The sequence below is a fragment of the Bacillus sp. S2(2019) genome (genome assembly GCF_005144805.1).
GTDB lineage: Bacteria > Bacillota > Bacilli > Bacillales > Bacillaceae > Bacillus > Bacillus altitudinis.
In genome coordinates, this window is record NZ_SWFL01000001.1 from 609,734 (window position 1) to 627,579 (window position 17,846).

Here is a 17,846-nt window from a genome sequence, read left to right on the forward strand (position 1 = left end):
TTTATGTGCAAATTGTCCTGTTCGATCTCCTCCTACAATGATTCCTTTTCTATCATGATTCGTTTATACTAGAGAAGTCAGTCGAACAAAGGGAGGAAGACAATGAATCACGAAGCTTTTTTACAACGCGCAATTGATCTTGCAGTAGAAGGAGTAAATAGTGGCACAGGCGGCCCTTTTGGAGCGGTCATTGTCAAAGACGGTCAGATTATTGCAGAGGGAAGCAACAATGTCACAACAAGTAATGATCCAACTGCACATGCAGAAGTGACAGCTATTCGAAAGGCGTGCCAAACACTACATACATACCAATTAGAAGACTGTATTTTGTATACAAGCTGTGAGCCTTGTCCAATGTGTCTTGGTGCTATCTATTGGGCTAGACCAAAGGCCGTATATTTTGCCGCTGGACACAAGGATGCAGCGACTTCTGGTTTTGATGACTCCTTTATTTATGAAGAAATCAATAAAGAATACGAATCAAGAAACATTCCATTTTACCAGCTGACCCTTCAAAAAACCCTTGCTCCATTTGAAGCATGGGACACATACGACAAAAAGAAAGAATACTAAAAAAAGACACCTGCTCCACAGCAGGTGTCAATGAGAAAGGGCTAAATTTTAGCCCTTTTTTCTTTTCATGATTCCGCCACTTCGAGCTCTACTTCGATGTTTCCTCTTGTTGCTTTTGAATATGGACAGAATTCATGTGCAGCCTCAACAAGCTCTTTCGCTTTGTCATGGTCGAGCCCTTTAGCGGAAACAATCAGCTTCACGCCAAGTTTAAAACCGCCATCACTTTCATCTTTTAATAGACTGACATGTCCTTCTACTTCTGATTCAATTTCGACACCTTGCTTCTTGGCGACTTGTTCAAGCGCCCCTCCGAAGCAGGCCGCATAACCCGCTGCAAATAATTGTTCAGGATTCGTACCAGTTTCTCCATCTTTCTTTGCGTTTGGCATCACAATGTTGTGGTCAAGCACACCATCATCAGAACGAACATGTCCTGCTCTTCCGTGTTGTGCTTTTACTTTTGCAGTAAATAATGGTTTCATCTTGATCTCCTCCTTCTTCTACTTATACCTTTCACGTTCTATTCGTTGCTCAAACATTTTTGGCACATTGAAGAATTTTTCATTTTTAGTCTGTATATATTTTAAAAAGGAAGAAAATCTTATACAATGATAAGTATGACAAAAAATAGTTGGTGACAGATATGACAAATGAATTTGAACATATGAAGCTGGAAAATCAGCTTTGTTTCTTGTTATATGCAAGTTCAAGAGAAATGACGAAGCAGTATAAACCATTATTAGAAGAGTTAAATATCACATACCCGCAATATTTGGCACTGCTTTTGTTATGGGAGCATGGGACATTAAATGTGAAAACAATGGGAGAGCTTTTATATTTAGACTCCGGTACACTCACACCTATGCTAAAACGAATGGAACAAAATGGACTCATCATCCGTGAACGTTCAAAAGAGGATGAGCGTTCGGTCCAAATTCGTTTAACAGAATACGGAGAAGCTTTACAAGAGAAGGCCACTTCGATTCCATTTCAAATGCTGTCTGGAACAGGCAGATCAGAAGAAGAGCTGAAAACACTTCGCGCTTCTTTACATGAGCTTCTGCAAAAATTAACACAATCAAAAGGCTGAGGGAATATTCCCTCAGCCTTTTTTTGATGTCTATTATTGAGCGACAGCTACTAATTCTACTTCAATGTTTCCTTGCGTTGCTTTTGAGTATGGGCAAACGCCGTGTGCTTTATGAACAAGTTCATCAAGTGCAGATTGCTCAATTCCAGTTCCTTTTACTTCTAATTTAACACCTAGTTTGAAACCGCCGTCTGAACTGTCTTTGATTAAGCTTACATGTGCCGTTACTTCACTTTCAAAACGGATACGCTCTTGTCTTGCGACCATTTGAAGGGCTGAATCAAAACATGCAGAATAGCCCGCTGCGAATAATTGCTCTGGATTCGTTGCTTTCTCAAGCTTTTTCGCTCTTGGCGTTCCTGGCATTGCTACATCATGCTCTAGTACACCATCTGTTGACACAACCTTACCTTCTCTTCCTCCTACAGCTGATACTGTTGCAGTAAATAAAACTTCTGACATGAATATAACCCTCTTTCGCTCTATTAATATTTTCTACAATTAAATTGTACACAATCTAAATTCAAGAGTCAATGAAAAACACTCACTTTCATCTTTCCTCCATTTTTTATTTTTATGAATGTGCAACCTACGATGATTGAAGCGGTCAATAAAAAAAGCCCTTTAAAAAGGGCTTTTTAGATCGTGCTATGCTGCGGATTCGGTTTTTCTAGCGTATGGTTTCTGTTATCGGGGTCGGCATTAGGTGATGTGATCCATAATGCCAAGATCGTGATGCTTGTACAGACGACTGCCCATTTTTTAAAATTCATATAAACAATCCCCTCTCTGAATATAGATACGAGCATGTTCCGCTTCCCCATAGAACATGGAAGATTTTTCATAATCCTCCATTTCATTATAATACTTTGCGGTGTCTAAAGCCAGCTCTTCTATATCTGGATATGCATAGGAAGATTCTAAAAAATGGAAAATTCGTTTAATATGCTCTGCATCTTGTCGTAAGTACAACGCTTCTAAAAAAATGGTCTTCTGAATATGAATGTCATCCTGCAGAGCTTCTGCTCGTTTCATACATTCTTCTCTGTAATATAATGCTTCATTGTTTTTACCTTGTTTGTATAAGATCTGAGCGGCTGTATAAAGAGGGTCTATCGATCGACGAAGATGATCAGATTGGTTTTGATCAAATAATGAGATGGATTCTTTCATTAAGTCGAGTGCGCGGTTCAAGTCTCCCATTCTGTAATAGCTGTTGCCCATATTAAACAAAGAAGAAGCAATAAAACGCACATTCTGAAAGTCTCTTGACCTTGCAAGTGCTCTTTCGAGATGTGGCAATGCCTTTTCATGCCTTCTCATATCATCATAATTACCGGCTACAATAAATTCACACTGAATGGTACGAAGCGCATATAGTTCGTGCTGAATATAGACATCCAGCGCTAGTTTGGCATGGTGCATCGAAATGTGTGTTTGTTTCATGTGATAATATATTTCTGACATTTTAAAATGAAATTCTGCACGTTCAATATCGTCGGATACAAAAGAAAGCTTGTGCTCTGCCTTTTGATAGGACGATATGGCAGCAATGTACTCTCTCCGGCCGAACTCATACATGCCTCTGAAGAAATGATAGTAATATTCAAGCATGCCTGTGACATGCGTTTGATGCTCATCTATTTCTTTCGAAAGCTCGGAAAAGTTGGCGCGAAGCTTTCCTTCCTTTAATGGCTTTAAATAATCGAGCATGACCTCATGCCTGAATTCCATTAAAGAAAAATAGAGAAGCAAATTCTGATCTTCTTCCATTGAATCAAGAGAGGTGCGAATTTCCTGCTTTAACTGTTCTGCTTGTTCTGAATCAAATCTGCGGATTAATTCATACCACTTGTTGATTTTCACTCCAATATCCGAAGAGGGAATGATTTTCGCCATACGTTGCCTTCTCCAATCTTCTCAAAATATAAAACATTACCATATTTTATCATACTTGACCGGAGAAATACAAAAATGAAAGGAAAAAGAGAGCCTTGTGCGATAAGACTCTCTTTTTGGAGTGGTTATTCTCTTATTTGTCCTTGACCACGAATGACAAATTTTTCAGAGGTTAAGGCTGGCAGACCCATTGGTCCTCTAGCATGCAATTTTTGTGTGCTAATGCCGATTTCCGCTCCGTAGCCAAATTCAAAGCCATCTGTAAACCGGGTAGATGCATTATGATACACAGCGGCTGCGTCAACGGCTGTTAAGAAAAGTGCCGCATGCTGCTCGTTTTCCGTAATGATCGCTTCAGAATGCTTAGAGCTATACATTTGAATATGCTGTATCGCCTCTTCCATGGTCTTGACGGTTTTAATACTGACAATCGGCGCTAAAAATTCCGTTTCAAAATCAGTGGCCTTAGCTAATGTGGCACTCGGTGCAAGTGCACATACTGCTTCATCGCCCCGTATCTCTACACCATGTGTCTGAAGTGCTTCAAAGAGCGAAGCGCCATGTTCTTTTGCCCATGTTTCATGAATGACAATGCTCTCAATGGCATTACAAACAGATGGTCTTTGTGTTTTCGCATTCAGAACAATTTGTTCAGCCATTTCTTTTTGGGCTGTTTCATCAATGTAAATATGACAATTCCCTGCACCCGTCTCAAGTACTGGAACAGTAGACTCTCTCACAACAAGATCAATTAAATGTTTCCCACCGCGTGGAATAAGGACATCTAGATAGTCATTTAAAGTGAACAGGGTTTTAGCTGTCTCACGGCCTGTATCTTCAATCAATTGTACACTGTCTACTGGAATATCCGTTGGTTGCAGCGCTTCATGAATGACTTTCACAATCGCTTTATTACTATGAATGGCCGATGAACTTCCTCGAAGAATCACAGCATTTCCAGTTTTCAAGCAAAGAGTGGCCGCATCGACTGTCACGTTTGGTCTTGCTTCGTAAATCATCCCAACCGTTCCAAGAGGTACACGTACTTTTTCAATGAAAAGCCCGTTTTCTTTTTGAATGGTTTCTAATGTTTCACCAATTGGGTCTTTGAGCTGAATGAGTTGATGCGTAGCGTCTGCAATCGCTTCAATTCTCTCTTCTGTTAATGTAATTCTGTCGATCACAGATGGCGTGAACTCTTTGTCTATAGCCGCCTGAACGTCCTTTTGGTTCTCGGCAATTAAATAAGCTGAAGATGCTTTTAATGCTTTTGCAATAGCGTCTAATGCAGCATTCTTTTGTTCAGTTGTTTTTAATAGCAGCTGATCTTTGGCTGCACTTGCCTTTTTTGCTTTTTCTAGAACTTCATTCATCGTTTTCCCTCCTCAGTTTTGTATGTGCTGAACCCAGTGATCTCGGTGAATGACTTCAGGTTTTTCATGAGAAAGCTCATGACTTCGCATCCCTTTAATGCCAAGAAGCTCATCTGAATCATACAATGTTTGTCCTTTACCGACTAACCCGTTTGGACCAACAACTTCGACGACCTCTCCTTTAGAAAATTCACCAGCTACATCAATGACACCAGCTGGAAGAAGACTTCTTCCATTATGCAAAATCGCCGCCTCTGCCCCCGCATCAATCATGATCTTCCCAGAGACTGGTGAGTGGAATTGAATCCATTGGCGACGGTTATTGACTGATGATAAGTCTTGTTCACCAATATATGTGCCGTCCCCTTGACCAGCGAGAATGTGAAGAAGCTTGTCTTCCCCTGTACCTGTGCCAATGAAGACTTTAACGCCAAGGGAGAGAGCTGTTTGTGCAGCTGAAAGCTTAGATTTCATCCCGCCTGTTCCAACCTTTGAACCCGTACTCTTCGCATATGAGAACAATTCATCTGAAATGTGAGTCAGCACATCAAACCGCTTCGCATCAGGATTCTCACTTGGATTGGCATCATAAATTCCGTTGATATCTGTTAAAATGATCAATTGGTCTGCATGAATTAAGCCACTGACCAGTGCTGATAACATGTCATTATCACCAAAGGTAAGCTCCTCGATGGACACAGAATCATTTTCATTAATGATCGGTAAAATTTTTCTTTCGAGCAGCTCCATCATCGTTGCGTAAGCATTTCGATATCTTGTACGATCTGAAAAGTCATTACGTGTTAAAAGCATTTGTGCAGGCGTCATCTGAAACTGTGAAAATAGTTCTGTATATTTCTGCATTAACAAGCCTTGACCAACAGCAGCAGCAGCCTGCTTCCCTTTTAAGGTCACAGGTCTTGACGGATATCCTAAACTGCCAAATCCCGCCGCAACGGCACCTGACGAAATGAGGATGATTTCATGCCCTGCCTCTTTTAGCTTTGCGATGGCTTTGACATGATCCTGCATTTTTTGTTCATCAATGGCTCCCTTTTGCTCTGTTAATGAACTGCTACCAATTTTTATGACGATCCTTTGCTTTTTCATCATTGATTCCCTCCGCTATACCTTTCACCACATAAAAAATCCCTTTTTCTCCTTATGTAAAGGACGAAAAAGGGATTTTCCGTGGTACCACCTTCATTGAATAAGCATACGTTTGCTTATTCCACTCAACTCCTGTAACGCCAGGCATGCGCTTAGATTTTTCCTCTAAGGCTCAAAGGGTAGGTTCAGCAGCTGTCTGCGGCAAATGTTTCAGCGTGTCATTTGCTCTCTTTACACAGCAGGTCCTGCTTACTATTCCTTCTCAACGCTCGTTAATTTTTTTATATTATCACCAATTGCTTCAGAAAAGTCAAGCGGTCAATTAAACACAATCGTTTTATTCTCATGGACAATGATTCGATCTTCTAGATGCCATTTGACAGCACGGGCAAGCACGCTGCGCTCAATCGTGCGGCCGATATTTTTTAATGCCTCTGCATCATCTCTATGATCTACCCGCTCAATATCCTGTTCAATGATTGGTCCTTCGTCTAAATCATTGGTGACATAATGGGAAGTCGCGCCAATCAGTTTAACCCCTCGCTCATATGCACGCTTGTAAGGGTTAGCCCCTATAAAAGCCGGCAGGAAGGAATGATGAATATTAATGATTTTGTTCGGGTGCTGTTCAATAAAGGCTGGCGTCAAAATTTGCATGTATCTAGCAAGCACAACCGCATCAATATCATACTCTTCTAATAATGCAAGTTGCTGTTTTTCTGCATCTTGGCGAATGTCTTTATTTGCTTTCACGAAGTGGAATGGAATGCCGAGTGCTTCGACTGTATCTTTTGCCGTTTCATGATTGCTGATGACAACCGCTATTTCAGCCATTAAATTACCGCTTTGCCATTCCCATAAAAGTTCATGTAAACAATGAAGCTCTTTGGACACAAAGATCGCTAGTTTTTTCAGATCACTTGCACGCGACATGCTCCACGTCATGTGAAATGATTGCGCAATTGGCTCAAAGCTGCTTTTCAGTTGATCTAAGTTGGCAGAAATGTCTTTCCAATCAAATTCAATTCTTAAAAAGAACCGGCCGCTCTCATGATCTGTTGTGTATTGACTAGATTCAATGATGTTTGCTCCATGTTCAAATAAAAAAGTAGAAACAGCTGACACAATACCAGGCTGATCCGGGCAGCTGACTAAAAGCCTTCCTTTTTGCTCATGCTTTTGTCTGTGTAATTCAAGTTTCTCTGTAATCAATGTTCTCATGTCTTATGACCTCATTTACATTTTTCATTCTAATGAAATATTATACTGGACTGGAAAGAGAAAAAGCAATTAAGCGTCGTGTTTTTTATTGAATATTCATTCAATTCTGCACCTAGCGTGATATAATATGAATAGACCTTTTATCACAAAAGGAGTGATGGAGATGAAAAACATGACTTTGTTTGGTAAAGTGAGCTTTTGGCTCGGCATCGTATGTCTCATCACGGGCATTTATCTATTTATGACCGGAGAAAGACTCATTCCTTTACTTACATTTGGTGTATGTTTTCTGCTTGTGAGTCAGCTTTACCGCAAAAATGAAAACGATTCCAATCATCATTCGATGTAGCAAAAAGGTTGGCACATGTTTGCCAGCCTTTTCTTATTCAATGATTTTTAACCCGACCGCTGCTGATAAAATGAGTGCGATAAATAAAATACGTTTTGCGTCTTTCGACTCACCATAAAACAGCATCCCAACAATCGCTCCTCCAGCTGCTCCGATTCCTGTCCAAATCGCATACGCCGTTCCCATCGGAATTGTATTCATCGCAAGAGACAGCATCAAAAAAGATAGCGAAAAGCCAGCTGCTATGAAGAAAATCCATTTGACATGGCGATCTTTCTGGAATTGATTCATCATGGTGACACAAAGCATTTCTAAGATGCCTGCCCCAATGAGTAAAAGCCAGCTCACGATTCAGCCTCCCCTTTCTTTTCACCTGTGGTCAATTTGAGTCCTAATACACCGCTTAAAAGGACCATAATCAAAAGTAATTTTACTAGCTGTACCTGCTCACCCATGACCATCCCTACTATGACCGTACCTGCTGTTCCAAGTCCAGTGAAAACGGCGTAAAGTGTGCCAACTGGAAGTACAGTCGTGGCTTTCAGGAGTAGATAAAAGCTGACGACAATACAAACGATGGTTGCGCTCCATTCCAATATAGAGTCAGCATATTTCAACCCCATTACCCAGCCGACTTCAAATACGGCTGCAATCAAAACATTTCCCCATTTCATTCGATCTCTTCCTTTCTTACCGATTCCAAGCAATAAAAAAAGCCCGGAAATCGATCGTTTGATCAAATCTCCCGGGCTTTTATCCCTCCGTGTCCATACGGCCCATTCTTAGAGGACCCTATGTGTTTTCTCTCGGTCCAGACTGCGCTGCCGCACGGAACCCTAGAAAACCAATTCATGATAAGCAGATCTAGCGTAAAGCCGATTCTGTATGAAAAAGTGTATCACACCCTGATATGCCGGTCTACCACTTTGCTTTTCCCCTTCAAATATACTTGTTCATTTTTCGAAAGAAAGTGGATGAAAGCGAAGTATACTAAATGTTAGAAAGAGGAACGACCACATCACTGATATAATAAAACAAGAGGTGGATCAAATGATGATGACCGACGAACAAAAACACGAATTTTATCAAGCACTTGTTGATAAGAATCCACAATATGACGGCACGTTTTTTGCTGGTATTAAAACAACCGGCATCTTCTGCCATGCCACATGTACTGCTAGAAAACCAAAATATGAGAACTGCGAGTTTTTCTTTACAGCAGAGGAGGCGCTGCTTGCAGGGTATCGGCCGTGTAAGCGATGCACGCCTTTAACATATCCTAACAGCATTCCAGAAGAAGTCAAAACACTTGTATCAGCAGTTGAAGAGAGTCCTGAGAAACGGTGGAAAGAAGAAGATTTTCGCCAATTAGGTATTCACTCTGCAACAGCTCGGAGAAAATTCAAAGAAATCTATGGAATGACCTTTGTTCAATATGCTAGATCACGCCGAATGGGACTAGCGTTTAAAGAGATTCTGAACGGAAAAAAAGTCATTGATCAGCAAGTCACCTTCGGTTACGAGTCTTCCAGTGCCTTCAATGATGCCTTTACGAAAATCATGGGGAATCCACCCAAAAAGGCGCAAGTCAATATTTTGCATGCGAATTTTATTTCCACTCCGATTGGGCGGATGATGAGCATTTCAGATGCAACCCATGTGTATTTGCTTGAATTTATGGACAGGCGAGGATTAGAAAGAGAAATTGAGAACATCAGAAAAAAACATCATGCCCGTATTTTAGTTGGAGAAACAAACGTCCATCAGCAATTAGCTAAGGAATTGGCCTTATATTTTGAAAAGAAACTCACGCAGTTTACTGTACCACTTGCTATACATGGCACCCCTTTTCAGAAAAAGGTATGGGATCTTCTCTTACAGATTCCACCAGGCGAAACGAGATCGTATCGAGATCTTGCCATCATGCTTGGCGATCCCCATTTGGTTCGGGCAGTTGGAAATGCAAATGGTGCCAATCAGTTGGCCATCATCATTCCTTGTCACCGAGTCATTCAAACAAGCGGTGAACTTGGCGGATATGGCGGGGGAATCGAACGAAAGAAATATTTACTTCAGTTAGAACAAAAGAAAAAGCGGCTCTCCTTATGATTCAAGCGAGCCGCTTTTTCCGTCACGAGTAACACTGTAAACATCAATCATTTGATCCCATTTTGAAATGGTTTTTTCTTTTTTCATCCCCATTTTCATTGCGACCTTGACTGACGCTTCATTGTCAGGGCGAATTAAGCTGACCATTCGCCTCACCTTCATATCGTCAAAACCATACGCAAGACAGCCTTTTGCAGCCTCAACAGCATATCCTTTTCCCCATGCCGATCTCTTTAGCATATAGCCAATTTCAAGCTCTGTTTGTCCTTCGACGTTTTGGAGAACAATTCCGCTTTGTCCAAGTGGTTCTTTCGTTTCTTTTTCTTCAATGATCCACAGGGATGTATGGTACGTGCGGTCATTCTTTTGATTCCAAGCAACCCACTCTTTTGTCTGCTTTTCATCCTTTAGTGAAGGATAATACTTCATGACCTCTTCATCTTGGAACAGCTTTTCATATAAAAAAGGCGCATCGTCTTCATCCATTGTTCTCAGTCTGAGGCGCTCTGTTTCAAGCACGATCCGTGTTTGATGTGCCATTTTTTATCCCCCCTGCTTACTTGCTAAAAATATCCCCGAACAACCCATTTGAATCTGGGGCAAAGTAATGGAAGCCCGCACCCGTTAAACTAGCTGCTAATACGGTCCACATGATTAAACTGACCGTCATCCACACAGCGACTTGTTTTCTTTTCGTACCGAAGCTCATACACATAAAAGCCGCTAAATGACTGCCAATAATAAAAGGACCAATAAGTGCCAGACCAGGGAGACCATACCGTTCCCAAACCTTTCTGGCTTTCAGCTGTTTTTTCTCTCCTTTTTCATCATGTTTCTCCTCTTTCCTCTTCAGCCACCACGCTTTAAATCGGTCCACGAAGACGATGAGTAGCAAGACGGTAAGAAAGTTGCCGACGAATCCAATAACTGCCGTTGTCACAGGATGCAGACCACTTAAAATCCCCAGCGGAACGACACCAACCACTTCAAAGAAAGGTAAAGCAGCCAATATAAAAACGAGTACATACCCCCATACAATATCCAATCACAGAACCCCTTTTCATTTTTGTCCTCTTCTCATTGTAAAGAAAAATGTGATCCCATATCTACATTTTTTTAGAAAAAGAAAAGCACATCGCAAGTGATGTGCTCTATTTACATTAAATGTTCATTTTTCTTGTTTGTTTTCCGTAAAAAAGCAATTGTGAGCAAGACTAAAATCACAATGGATACCAGACTTGTGAAAAGAAGCATGAGAGGTGATGTCCATCCAAGCCATTCGAATAGGAGTTGCGGTCCAAAGAAGATCACCGGAATGAGCGACACCATATTCGCCTTTAATATGGCATTTAATAAGACAATACACAGCAGCAACAGAAGAATGACGCCCCATCTTTGGCTCGAGGTCAGCACAAGTAAAGGAGTACCAAGTTTTTGGTCCAATAATTTCACTGTGATCAAGGCTGTCATCTGAAAAACACCTAATATCCAAAAGTAAAAGAATGCCCTCCTGCTTGTTTGAAAGGCAGAAGCTCTAAACATCACAATGGTCATGATCACATTGGCCACTATGATGAGCGGATAACCAATGAGTGCATACCAAGAATACGATAAACTTTGACTAATGGCATCTGCTAACATCATGTAAAAAAGAGATCCAATTAAAAAAGCACTGACAAACGGAACCCAGTCTTTATGATTTCTAGAGAGCTCTTTCGCTAGCTCGTCAGCAAAGCCCCGTGGATCTCCGCCAAATACATCTTCCCCTGTTTTCCCATCTTTCTCAGCTTCGACAGCATGTGTCGTTAATTCATCCATCACTTCGTCGATCTCGTCCTGATTTTTCCCTTTTGATATGAGATAGAGTTGCAGCTCTAATAAGATGTGTCTCGTTTCTTTTGTTACCAACTTCTCACTTCCCTTTATGTAATAATCGCTCTACATTCTCTGACAGCTCTTTCCATCGCATGATAAAATCTGTCAGCGCTTCTTCGCCTCTTTGTGTGAGCGTATAGTATTTCCTTTTCGGCCCGCTCGCCGATGCTTTTGTGGACGTACTGACCAGCTGTTCTTTTTGCATACGCAGCAAGATCGGATAAATACTTCCTTCACTAATCTGATCAAATCCATAGTGCGCAAGCTTCTTTGTCATTTCATATCCATAAATTTCACCTTCAGAAATAATGGACAGTAGGCATCCCTCTAAAATTCCTTTTAGCATTTGTGTTGATTGCGTCATCATCAATCCTCCGCTTTCAGTACCTTGCATGACAAGATAGTTTGATCTTACCACACACTATCTTGCCATGCAAGATACCGACATAGAAAAAAATCACCGCTTAAAGGGTGATTTTTACGCCCAAGGCTTATCCGTCCCAAGTGCGTCAGCCAAAGCTTTACTATGCTTTCGGCGGCTTTTTCTTTCCTCTGCCCGCTGCTTCGCTGTTTGATGAAGCATGATTTCTTCCTCTGTTTCCGGCATGACTTGTGGAACTCGTTTTGGCTTCCCGTTTTCATCAAGCGAGACAAATGTAAGAAATGAAGTTGCTGCGAGTCTGCGCTCTCCAGACATCAAGTTTTCCTTAATGACTTTGACGAATACTTCCATAGAAGATGTGCCGACCCATGTCACATAAGATTCTAAGCAGACGGACTCTTTCTGTCCAATCGGCTCTAAAAAATCAACTGAATCCATTGATGCGGTGACTGTTTCACTACGGCTGTGTCTTGCTGCCGAGATGGAAGCAATGTCATCTATATAACTCATTAATTTCCCGCCAAATAACGTTTGGTGGTTATTCGTATCGAGGGGGAATACCCTGCTGGTTTTCACAACTTTTGATTCCTTGCAGTATTTGAAATTTTCTTCACTCATCGTCATAGCTCCTTCTTGCTGTTTTCGTTGATGCGGAACGACTTTTATTAAACACTATTCTATTAGGTTTGTCTAAACTTTTTGCTTTAGTCTCTCATGAGAGATTTTCTTTCGGAAATGTTTCAACATTTACTAGAAGGAGGAATAATATAACTATCGATAAACAAGGAGGCCCTTTGATGGATTCTATGAAATCAGAGAAAGTGTACAAAACGCCGCAATGTATGAGTGAATATGATGATTTACAAGAAGTCCTCTTATGCAGTCCAATTTATATGGAAATTAAACAGATCATCAATGAAACCCAAAAGCATTTTGCAAGAGAAAATATTTCTCAAATCAAAGCCCTCACGCAGCATAAGCAATTCATCCAAACGCTGAAAAACCATCATGTCCGGCCTGTCCTTCTTCCTGCAAATGAACGTTTCCCTGAACAAGTCTTCACTCGGGATATTGGATTTACAATTGGACAGACTTTATTTGTTTCAAACATGGCAGCCCCTGTCAGACAAGGAGAAGAACATTCCTTAAAAGAATGGGCACAGACAAAAGGATGGACAACCATCACGCTGGATGATGGAACGATTGAAGGCGGCGATGTGCTTATAGACCAAACCCGTGTATTTGTGGGGATCAGCAAAAGAACAAATCTAGTCGCCATCCAGCAGCTCAAAAAAGAACTGCCGAATCACGACATCATTCCTATTCATCTTCCTTCTCACATTTTGCATCTTGATTGTGTGATGAATATTCTTTCTCATCATGAGATCTTGATTTACCCTGAAGCTTTTACGGAAAAGGATCTTCAGATGCTCACAAAGCATTATGATCTCATTGAAATAAGTGAGCAAGAGCAGTTCACACTTGGACCAAATGTGTTGTCCATTGGTCAGAAAAAAGTCATCAGCTTACCAATCAACCAAGAAACAAATGCTGCATTAACAGCCCGCGGCTACACCGTCATTGAAGTAGATTTTTCAGAAATCATTAAATCCGGCGGCTCTTTTAGATGCTGTACATTACCTATTAGGCGTTCATAAAAGCCAAAAAGCCAGCTTGTTTACTCGCTGGCTTTTTAAACGCTTGTCTTCTTCCCTCTATCTATTTCCTATCATATAAATGACAGGCCACTTCATGTCCATCTTCGACTGCTTGTAATACTGGCTTTTTGTCCGCACATACATCCATTGCAGCAGGACATCTTGTCCGAAATACGCAGCCGCTTGGCGGATTCACTGGACTTGGAATTTCTCCCTTTAAAATAAACCGCTTGCGTTTATCTTCCACATCAGGATCTGGAATCGGGATAGCAGACAGCAATGCTTGTGTATATGGATGAAGCGGTGTTTTATATAAAGCATCACTGCTAGTCATTTCCACAAGATGTCCTAAGTACATGACACCGATTCGATCGCTGATATATTTGACCATCGATAAATCATGGGCAATAAATAAAAACGTCAATCCTTCTTCTTTTTGCAGTTTTTTCAGCAAATTCACGACCTGAGCTTGAACGGATACATCTAGTGCAGAAATCGGTTCATCTGCCACAATAAACTTTGGCGATAAGGCGAGTGCCCTAGCAATCCCTATTCTTTGCCTTTGTCCTCCGCTGAATTCGTGAGGATAGCGTGTAGCAAAATCATGACTTAGCCCCACCGCTTCAAGCAGTTCCTTCACACGTGCGAGCCTTTTCTTTTGACTGCCATACAATTGGTGGATCTCCATCGGTTCTAGCATAATATCTTTTACAGAGAGCCTAGGATTTAAAGAAGAATACGGATCTTGAAACACCATTTGAATTTGTCTATTGAAATCAAATGATTCACGGTTCGATAAGTGATGGAGACTTTTCCCTTCATACAAAGCTTCACCTTCTGTCGGGTCATAAAGCCGCATGAGCACTTTTCCAAGTGTAGATTTACCGCAGCCTGACTCACCAACAAGACCAAAGGTTTCGCCATGTTTCAGCTGAAAGGTGACACCATCTAATGCTTTTAACGTTCTTCCTTTCGATAGATGAAAATGCTTTTTTAAGTTGTTGACTTGCAGAAGTGGTTCACTTCCCATCACATCTCCCCCTCTCAGCTTTCAAATACCGCCTTGTTCCTGCCCATTCCTGTTCATATGAAGTACCAGCAAGAGTAAGAAGTTCAATCTGTCTGCCCGTTTTAGGCGAATGAAGCATCATGCCATCTCCAGCATACATCCCTACATGGCGAACTGCTCCCTTCCCATTGTCATTGGCAAAAAACATGAGATCACCTGGCGCCAAATGATTTGATGCGACTGGAGTTCCTTGAACTGCTTGGTCACTTGCGTCTCTCGGTAATAAACATCCACACGCTTTGTACATGCTGTAAACAAAACCCGAACAGTCGTAGCCATAGCTGCTCATGCCGCCCCACAAATACGACAGTCCAATAAATTGTTTTCCTATGGCTAAGGCATCCTTACCGCTCATAGAAGAAGGTGATGAAGCGCGGCGCACATCTTCTTTTTTGATTTCTCTTCTTCCTACTGGAGTCAGAACATCAAAGGAATCGCTCATTTCTTCAACAGGTGCTAGTTCTGTTAAAAAACTAACCTCCATATCCGGTGTTCCATTTTGATATAAAACCGCTTTTTTCTGACAAACAATCAAGGGACTAGCAGCTGGTTCACTCTCTGATACTTCATTTAATTGCTCTACAGGGATATAACCTGGGTAGCCTTGCGGGTGTTTCCGGCTTGCCTGCTGCGGGATGACAACTTTCATCCAGCCATCTGTCTCCTCCAGCCCAATGACTCGTTCGCCAAGCAGTACTTGGGTTTGAATAAGGTTTTCTTCACATAAGGCCAATTTCTGTTCATATGTTTGCTGATCAATCCATTCTTTGATCTGGACGGAACTTTGAAGAACGTGTCGATCCATATCTCTCGGCGACTGCGGTGCTGTCCATATATTTGCGACTGGAACCTTTGATTCATATAACATCATAAGACCCCTTTCACTCCTTGAATGCCTAATCCATGATGCGGTGGAAAGAGAATATCTTTTCCTTGATAGACAATTCCTCCGTCTATTAAGTCCTCTTTGAGCATAAGCGGCGCATCAAAATCATAACGGGTAATATTCGGCTGGCTTGCAGCAAGATGAGCGGCTGCGGTAATCCCTAGTTTTGACTCGATCATACTGCCAACCATGCACTTGACGCCGTATGCTTCTGCTAAACTATTGATTTTCAGCGCTTTTTTGATACCCCCTGTTTTCATTAATTTTAAGTTGATGAGATCACAGCTTCTCGTTTCTAACACCTTGATGGCATCATGGAGGCTAAAAATACTTTCATCTGCCATAATCAATGTGTCTGTTGCTTCCGTCACCCGGCGCAGACCCTCGATGTCTTCTTTAGGCACTGGCTGCTCGACTAGTTCAATATCGAGTGCCTCCATTTTTCGAATGGCGACAATCGCTTCCTTCCATGTCCAGCCTTGGTTGGCGTCAAGCCTGATTTGAATATCCGACCCGACTTTTTCTCGAATCCGTTTGATCCGCTGAATATCCGTATCTATATCATCTTTTCCCACTTTGATCTTTAAGGTACGAAAGCCTTCAGCTGCATATTGCTTCGCATCCTCTGCCATTTCTAGCGGACGGTTGACACTAACCGTGTAATCCGTTTCCAGCTGATCGCGATAACCACCAAGATATTGATAAAGCGGCAGGCCAGCCTGCTTCGCTAAACCATCGTAAATCGCCATATCTATTGCAGCCTTTGCACTCGTGTTGCCTACAAGTACACGGTCGATCGCTGAAAAGATTTGTTCATATTGTGACAATGAGGCCCCAATCAAGATCGGCCTCATCACAGCGCAAATAGCATAGTCGATGCTTTCCAGTGTTTCACCTGTAATGACCGATGTCGGCACTGCCTCTCCATAGCTGACATCACCTTGATCATAGGTGATGATCACAATAAGAGATGCGGCGTCATACACCGTTCTTAATGCTGTTTTGAAAGGCTTCTTTAGCGGTACATTCGTTCTGCATGTGCGAACATCTACGATTTTCATTTGATCGCCTCTTTCGCTGCAACACCTGGGGAAATATGAAGTTTTTTCCCTGTAGCATCTAATGTTGCGTGCACGCCGATTGGAATGGCGAAGTTTGGAGATGAATGACCGATCCGAAAACCACCAAGTGCAGGTTTCTGTTGCGGAACAATATACGTCTCCCATAACTGATCGAGCGTTAACGACTGCTCTTTCTTTTTCGGCTCACATTGATGAAAATCACCAATGATAAATCCAGCCGCATCACGTAATTTTCCTGCAGAGGCTAGGTGCTGCATCATTCGATCGATTTTATATGGTTCTTCGTCAATATCTTCTATCAATAAAAGCTTCCCCTTTGTATCAATTTCAAAAGGTGTACCAAGTGTCGTGACAATAAGGGCAAGATTTCCTCCGGTGATTTCGCCTGAAGCCGTGCCATGATAAAAAGTGTGAAGAGGTGACAGGTGGTTCGTATACGAAATGGCTTTCGGAGTGAATAGCTGTAAAAAGGTATCCTTTGTATACGGGTGAACCCCTTCAAGTCCCACATCAGAGGAGAGCATTGGACCATGAAAGGTCACAAGACCCGTCTGCTGCTGAATCGCTGTATGTAAAAACGTAATATCACTGTATCCCCAAAAGATTTTTGGGTTCCGGCGAATGAGGTCATAATCAATGGCTTCTGCAATTCTTCCTGTTCCGTATCCTCCGCAAGCACAAATCACTGCCTTCACGTCTGGATCTTGAAACATGTGATGAATATCTTCCACTCGTTCATGATCATGACCTGCTAAATAACCATACCGGGAGTCGATATACTTCCCCTTTTTCACCTTTAGCCCTAAGCTTTCTAAAAAAGAAATACCTCTTGCTAATTTCAGCTCATCAGGCGGGCTTGCTGGCGCAATGATTCCCACTGTATCTCCTGTTTGAAGTGCCACTGGCAGATGGTTCATGCCAATCCCCTCTTTCTCTTCGTTTCTTTCAATCTATGGGCATCTTCTTCATAAGATGAACAAATAAAGGAACAGACGCTTTTTTCAAAGCGTCCCAGATTGTTGACGAAGGGTTAAAATGAACTTTATTTTAACCCTTTGTCTTCTTTTCAGCGTGATAGAAAACCTTTGCAGCCCTAGGAAGGACGAGCATCGGCGCGGAGCGAATTTGACATTCGTGAGCACCGAAGCGCAGGACTGACACCGAATG

At 41.8% G+C, this 17,846-nt stretch carries 23 protein-coding genes, 1 riboswitch and 1 other annotated feature; of the genes, 5 read left to right on the forward strand and 18 right to left on the reverse strand.

Going from position 1 to position 17,846, the window contains the following annotated elements; genetic code table 11:
• Nucleotides 1–102: 102 nt before the first annotated feature.
• Nucleotides 103–573, forward strand: coding sequence for a guanine deaminase (gene guaD / locus FBF75_RS03070; RefSeq protein ID WP_008346184.1), 471 nt, complete (start codon nt 103–105; stop codon nt 571–573).
• A 65-nt stretch (nt 574–638) separates the two neighbouring features.
• Here guaD and ohrB read toward each other — a convergent pair whose 3' ends face one another.
• Nucleotides 639–1,058 carry an organic hydroperoxide resistance protein OhrB gene (ohrB, locus tag FBF75_RS03075; protein ID WP_008346186.1) on the reverse strand — a complete coding sequence of 140 codons (420 nt, stop codon included), beginning with the start codon at nt 1,056–1,058 and terminating at the stop codon, nt 639–641.
• Nucleotides 1,059–1,219: 161 nt separating this feature from the next.
• Here ohrB and FBF75_RS03080 point away from each other — a divergent pair, with 161 nt between their 5' ends.
• Entirely contained in the window at nt 1,220–1,666 is a 447-nt protein-coding gene (locus tag FBF75_RS03080; RefSeq protein ID WP_008346188.1) for a MarR family winged helix-turn-helix transcriptional regulator, read from the forward strand.
• 33 nt (nt 1,667–1,699) lie between these two features.
• Here the strand turns inward: FBF75_RS03080 and FBF75_RS03085 are convergent, their stop codons facing one another.
• The 6 genes from FBF75_RS03085 to purU all read right to left on the reverse strand — a co-directional run bounded on the left by FBF75_RS03085 (nt 1,700) and on the right by purU (nt 7,269).
• Entirely contained in the window at nt 1,700–2,128 is a 429-nt protein-coding gene (locus FBF75_RS03085; RefSeq protein ID WP_007498801.1) for an organic hydroperoxide resistance protein, read from the reverse strand.
• A gap of 176 nt (nt 2,129–2,304) precedes the next feature.
• Nucleotides 2,305–2,439: a hypothetical protein gene (locus tag FBF75_RS03090; RefSeq protein WP_017359122.1), complete on the reverse strand. Its 135-nt coding sequence runs from the start codon at nt 2,437–2,439 to the stop codon at nt 2,305–2,307.
• A complete protein-coding gene (locus tag FBF75_RS03095) occupies nt 2,429–3,565 on the reverse strand; it encodes a response regulator aspartate phosphatase (protein WP_008346192.1) in 1,137 nt (378 codons plus the stop codon). The genes FBF75_RS03090 and FBF75_RS03095 overlap by 11 nt, the downstream gene beginning before the upstream one ends.
• Before the next feature lie 125 nt (nt 3,566–3,690).
• Entirely contained in the window at nt 3,691–4,938 is a 1,248-nt protein-coding gene (locus FBF75_RS03100) for a glutamate-5-semialdehyde dehydrogenase (protein ID WP_017359123.1), read from the reverse strand.
• A 12-nt stretch (nt 4,939–4,950) separates the two neighbouring features.
• Nucleotides 4,951–6,048 (reverse strand): glutamate 5-kinase, encoded by a 1,098-nt coding sequence (gene proB, locus FBF75_RS03105; protein WP_046344969.1) that lies wholly within the window; start codon nt 6,046–6,048, stop codon nt 4,951–4,953.
• Nucleotides 6,049–6,104: 56 nt separating this feature from the next.
• Nucleotides 6,105–6,323: a binding site (T-box leader), on the reverse strand.
• Between the two features lie 43 nt (nt 6,324–6,366).
• The gene (gene purU, locus FBF75_RS03110) at nt 6,367–7,269 is read right to left on the reverse strand and encodes a formyltetrahydrofolate deformylase (RefSeq protein WP_007498809.1); all 903 of its coding nucleotides are present in this window, start codon (nt 7,267–7,269) and stop codon (nt 6,367–6,369) included.
• Nucleotides 7,270–7,432: 163 nt separating this feature from the next.
• Here purU and FBF75_RS03115 point away from each other — a divergent pair, with 163 nt between their 5' ends.
• Entirely contained in the window at nt 7,433–7,618 is a 186-nt protein-coding gene (locus FBF75_RS03115) for a hypothetical protein (protein ID WP_017359125.1), read from the forward strand.
• Between the two features lie 33 nt (nt 7,619–7,651).
• On the opposite strand, the gene FBF75_RS03120 is transcribed toward FBF75_RS03115, so the two are convergent.
• Together FBF75_RS03120 and FBF75_RS03125 are read right to left on the reverse strand one after the other, a co-directional pair.
• Nucleotides 7,652–7,966, reverse strand: coding sequence for a DMT family transporter (locus FBF75_RS03120; RefSeq protein ID WP_017359126.1), 315 nt, complete (start codon nt 7,964–7,966; stop codon nt 7,652–7,654).
• The gene (locus tag FBF75_RS03125) at nt 7,963–8,292 is read right to left on the reverse strand and encodes a DMT family transporter (protein ID WP_017359127.1); all 330 of its coding nucleotides are present in this window, start codon (nt 8,290–8,292) and stop codon (nt 7,963–7,965) included. Before FBF75_RS03125 ends, FBF75_RS03120 begins: the two co-directional genes overlap by 4 nt.
• A gap of 66 nt (nt 8,293–8,358) precedes the next feature.
• Nucleotides 8,359–8,469: riboswitch (guanidine-I (ykkC/yxkD leader) on the reverse strand.
• A gap of 199 nt (nt 8,470–8,668) precedes the next feature.
• Between FBF75_RS03125 and FBF75_RS03130 the strand changes: the two genes are divergently transcribed.
• Nucleotides 8,669–9,727, forward strand: a complete 1,059-nt coding sequence (locus FBF75_RS03130; RefSeq protein ID WP_065460239.1) for a bifunctional transcriptional activator/DNA repair enzyme AdaA — start codon at nt 8,669–8,671, stop codon at nt 9,725–9,727.
• On the opposite strand, the gene FBF75_RS03135 is transcribed toward FBF75_RS03130, so the two are convergent.
• The 5 genes from FBF75_RS03135 to FBF75_RS03155 form a co-directional block, all read right to left on the reverse strand.
• Nucleotides 9,722–10,267, reverse strand: a complete 546-nt coding sequence (locus tag FBF75_RS03135) for a GNAT family N-acetyltransferase (RefSeq protein WP_065460236.1) — start codon at nt 10,265–10,267, stop codon at nt 9,722–9,724. The genes FBF75_RS03130 and FBF75_RS03135 overlap by 6 nt on opposite strands.
• Nucleotides 10,268–10,283: 16 nt before the next feature.
• On the reverse strand, nt 10,284–10,772 hold the full coding sequence (locus tag FBF75_RS03140; protein WP_019743449.1) for a small multi-drug export protein: 489 nt from the start codon (nt 10,770–10,772) through the stop codon (nt 10,284–10,286).
• 110 nt (nt 10,773–10,882) lie between these two features.
• A complete protein-coding gene (locus FBF75_RS03145) occupies nt 10,883–11,635 on the reverse strand; it encodes an HAAS domain-containing protein (protein WP_017359130.1) in 753 nt (250 codons plus the stop codon).
• Between the two features lie 4 nt (nt 11,636–11,639).
• A complete protein-coding gene (locus FBF75_RS03150; protein ID WP_052320600.1) occupies nt 11,640–11,966 on the reverse strand; it encodes a PadR family transcriptional regulator in 327 nt (108 codons plus the stop codon).
• 114 nt (nt 11,967–12,080) lie between these two features.
• The gene (locus tag FBF75_RS03155; RefSeq protein WP_008346212.1) at nt 12,081–12,602 is read right to left on the reverse strand and encodes an acyl-CoA thioesterase; all 522 of its coding nucleotides are present in this window, start codon (nt 12,600–12,602) and stop codon (nt 12,081–12,083) included.
• Between the two features lie 179 nt (nt 12,603–12,781).
• Between FBF75_RS03155 and FBF75_RS03160 the strand changes: the two genes are divergently transcribed.
• Nucleotides 12,782–13,642 (forward strand): dimethylarginine dimethylaminohydrolase family protein, encoded by an 861-nt coding sequence (locus FBF75_RS03160; protein WP_046343349.1) that lies wholly within the window; start codon nt 12,782–12,784, stop codon nt 13,640–13,642.
• Nucleotides 13,643–13,703: 61 nt separating this feature from the next.
• Here the strand turns inward: FBF75_RS03160 and FBF75_RS03165 are convergent, their stop codons facing one another.
• From FBF75_RS03165 to FBF75_RS03180, 4 genes are read right to left on the reverse strand one after another with little or no spacing between them, the layout of a single operon-like run.
• Nucleotides 13,704–14,672: an ABC transporter ATP-binding protein gene (locus FBF75_RS03165; protein WP_046343347.1), complete on the reverse strand. Its 969-nt coding sequence runs from the start codon at nt 14,670–14,672 to the stop codon at nt 13,704–13,706.
• The gene (locus FBF75_RS03170) at nt 14,662–15,579 is read right to left on the reverse strand and encodes a C40 family peptidase (RefSeq protein ID WP_046343344.1); all 918 of its coding nucleotides are present in this window, start codon (nt 15,577–15,579) and stop codon (nt 14,662–14,664) included. The genes FBF75_RS03165 and FBF75_RS03170 overlap by 11 nt, the downstream gene beginning before the upstream one ends.
• The gene (locus FBF75_RS03175; RefSeq protein WP_136944422.1) at nt 15,579–16,658 is read right to left on the reverse strand and encodes a dipeptide epimerase; all 1,080 of its coding nucleotides are present in this window, start codon (nt 16,656–16,658) and stop codon (nt 15,579–15,581) included. The genes FBF75_RS03170 and FBF75_RS03175 overlap by 1 nt, the downstream gene beginning before the upstream one ends.
• Nucleotides 16,655–17,596: a S66 peptidase family protein gene (locus FBF75_RS03180; protein WP_050827190.1), complete on the reverse strand. Its 942-nt coding sequence runs from the start codon at nt 17,594–17,596 to the stop codon at nt 16,655–16,657. The genes FBF75_RS03175 and FBF75_RS03180 overlap by 4 nt, the downstream gene beginning before the upstream one ends.
• Nucleotides 17,597–17,846: the final 250 nt, after the last annotated feature.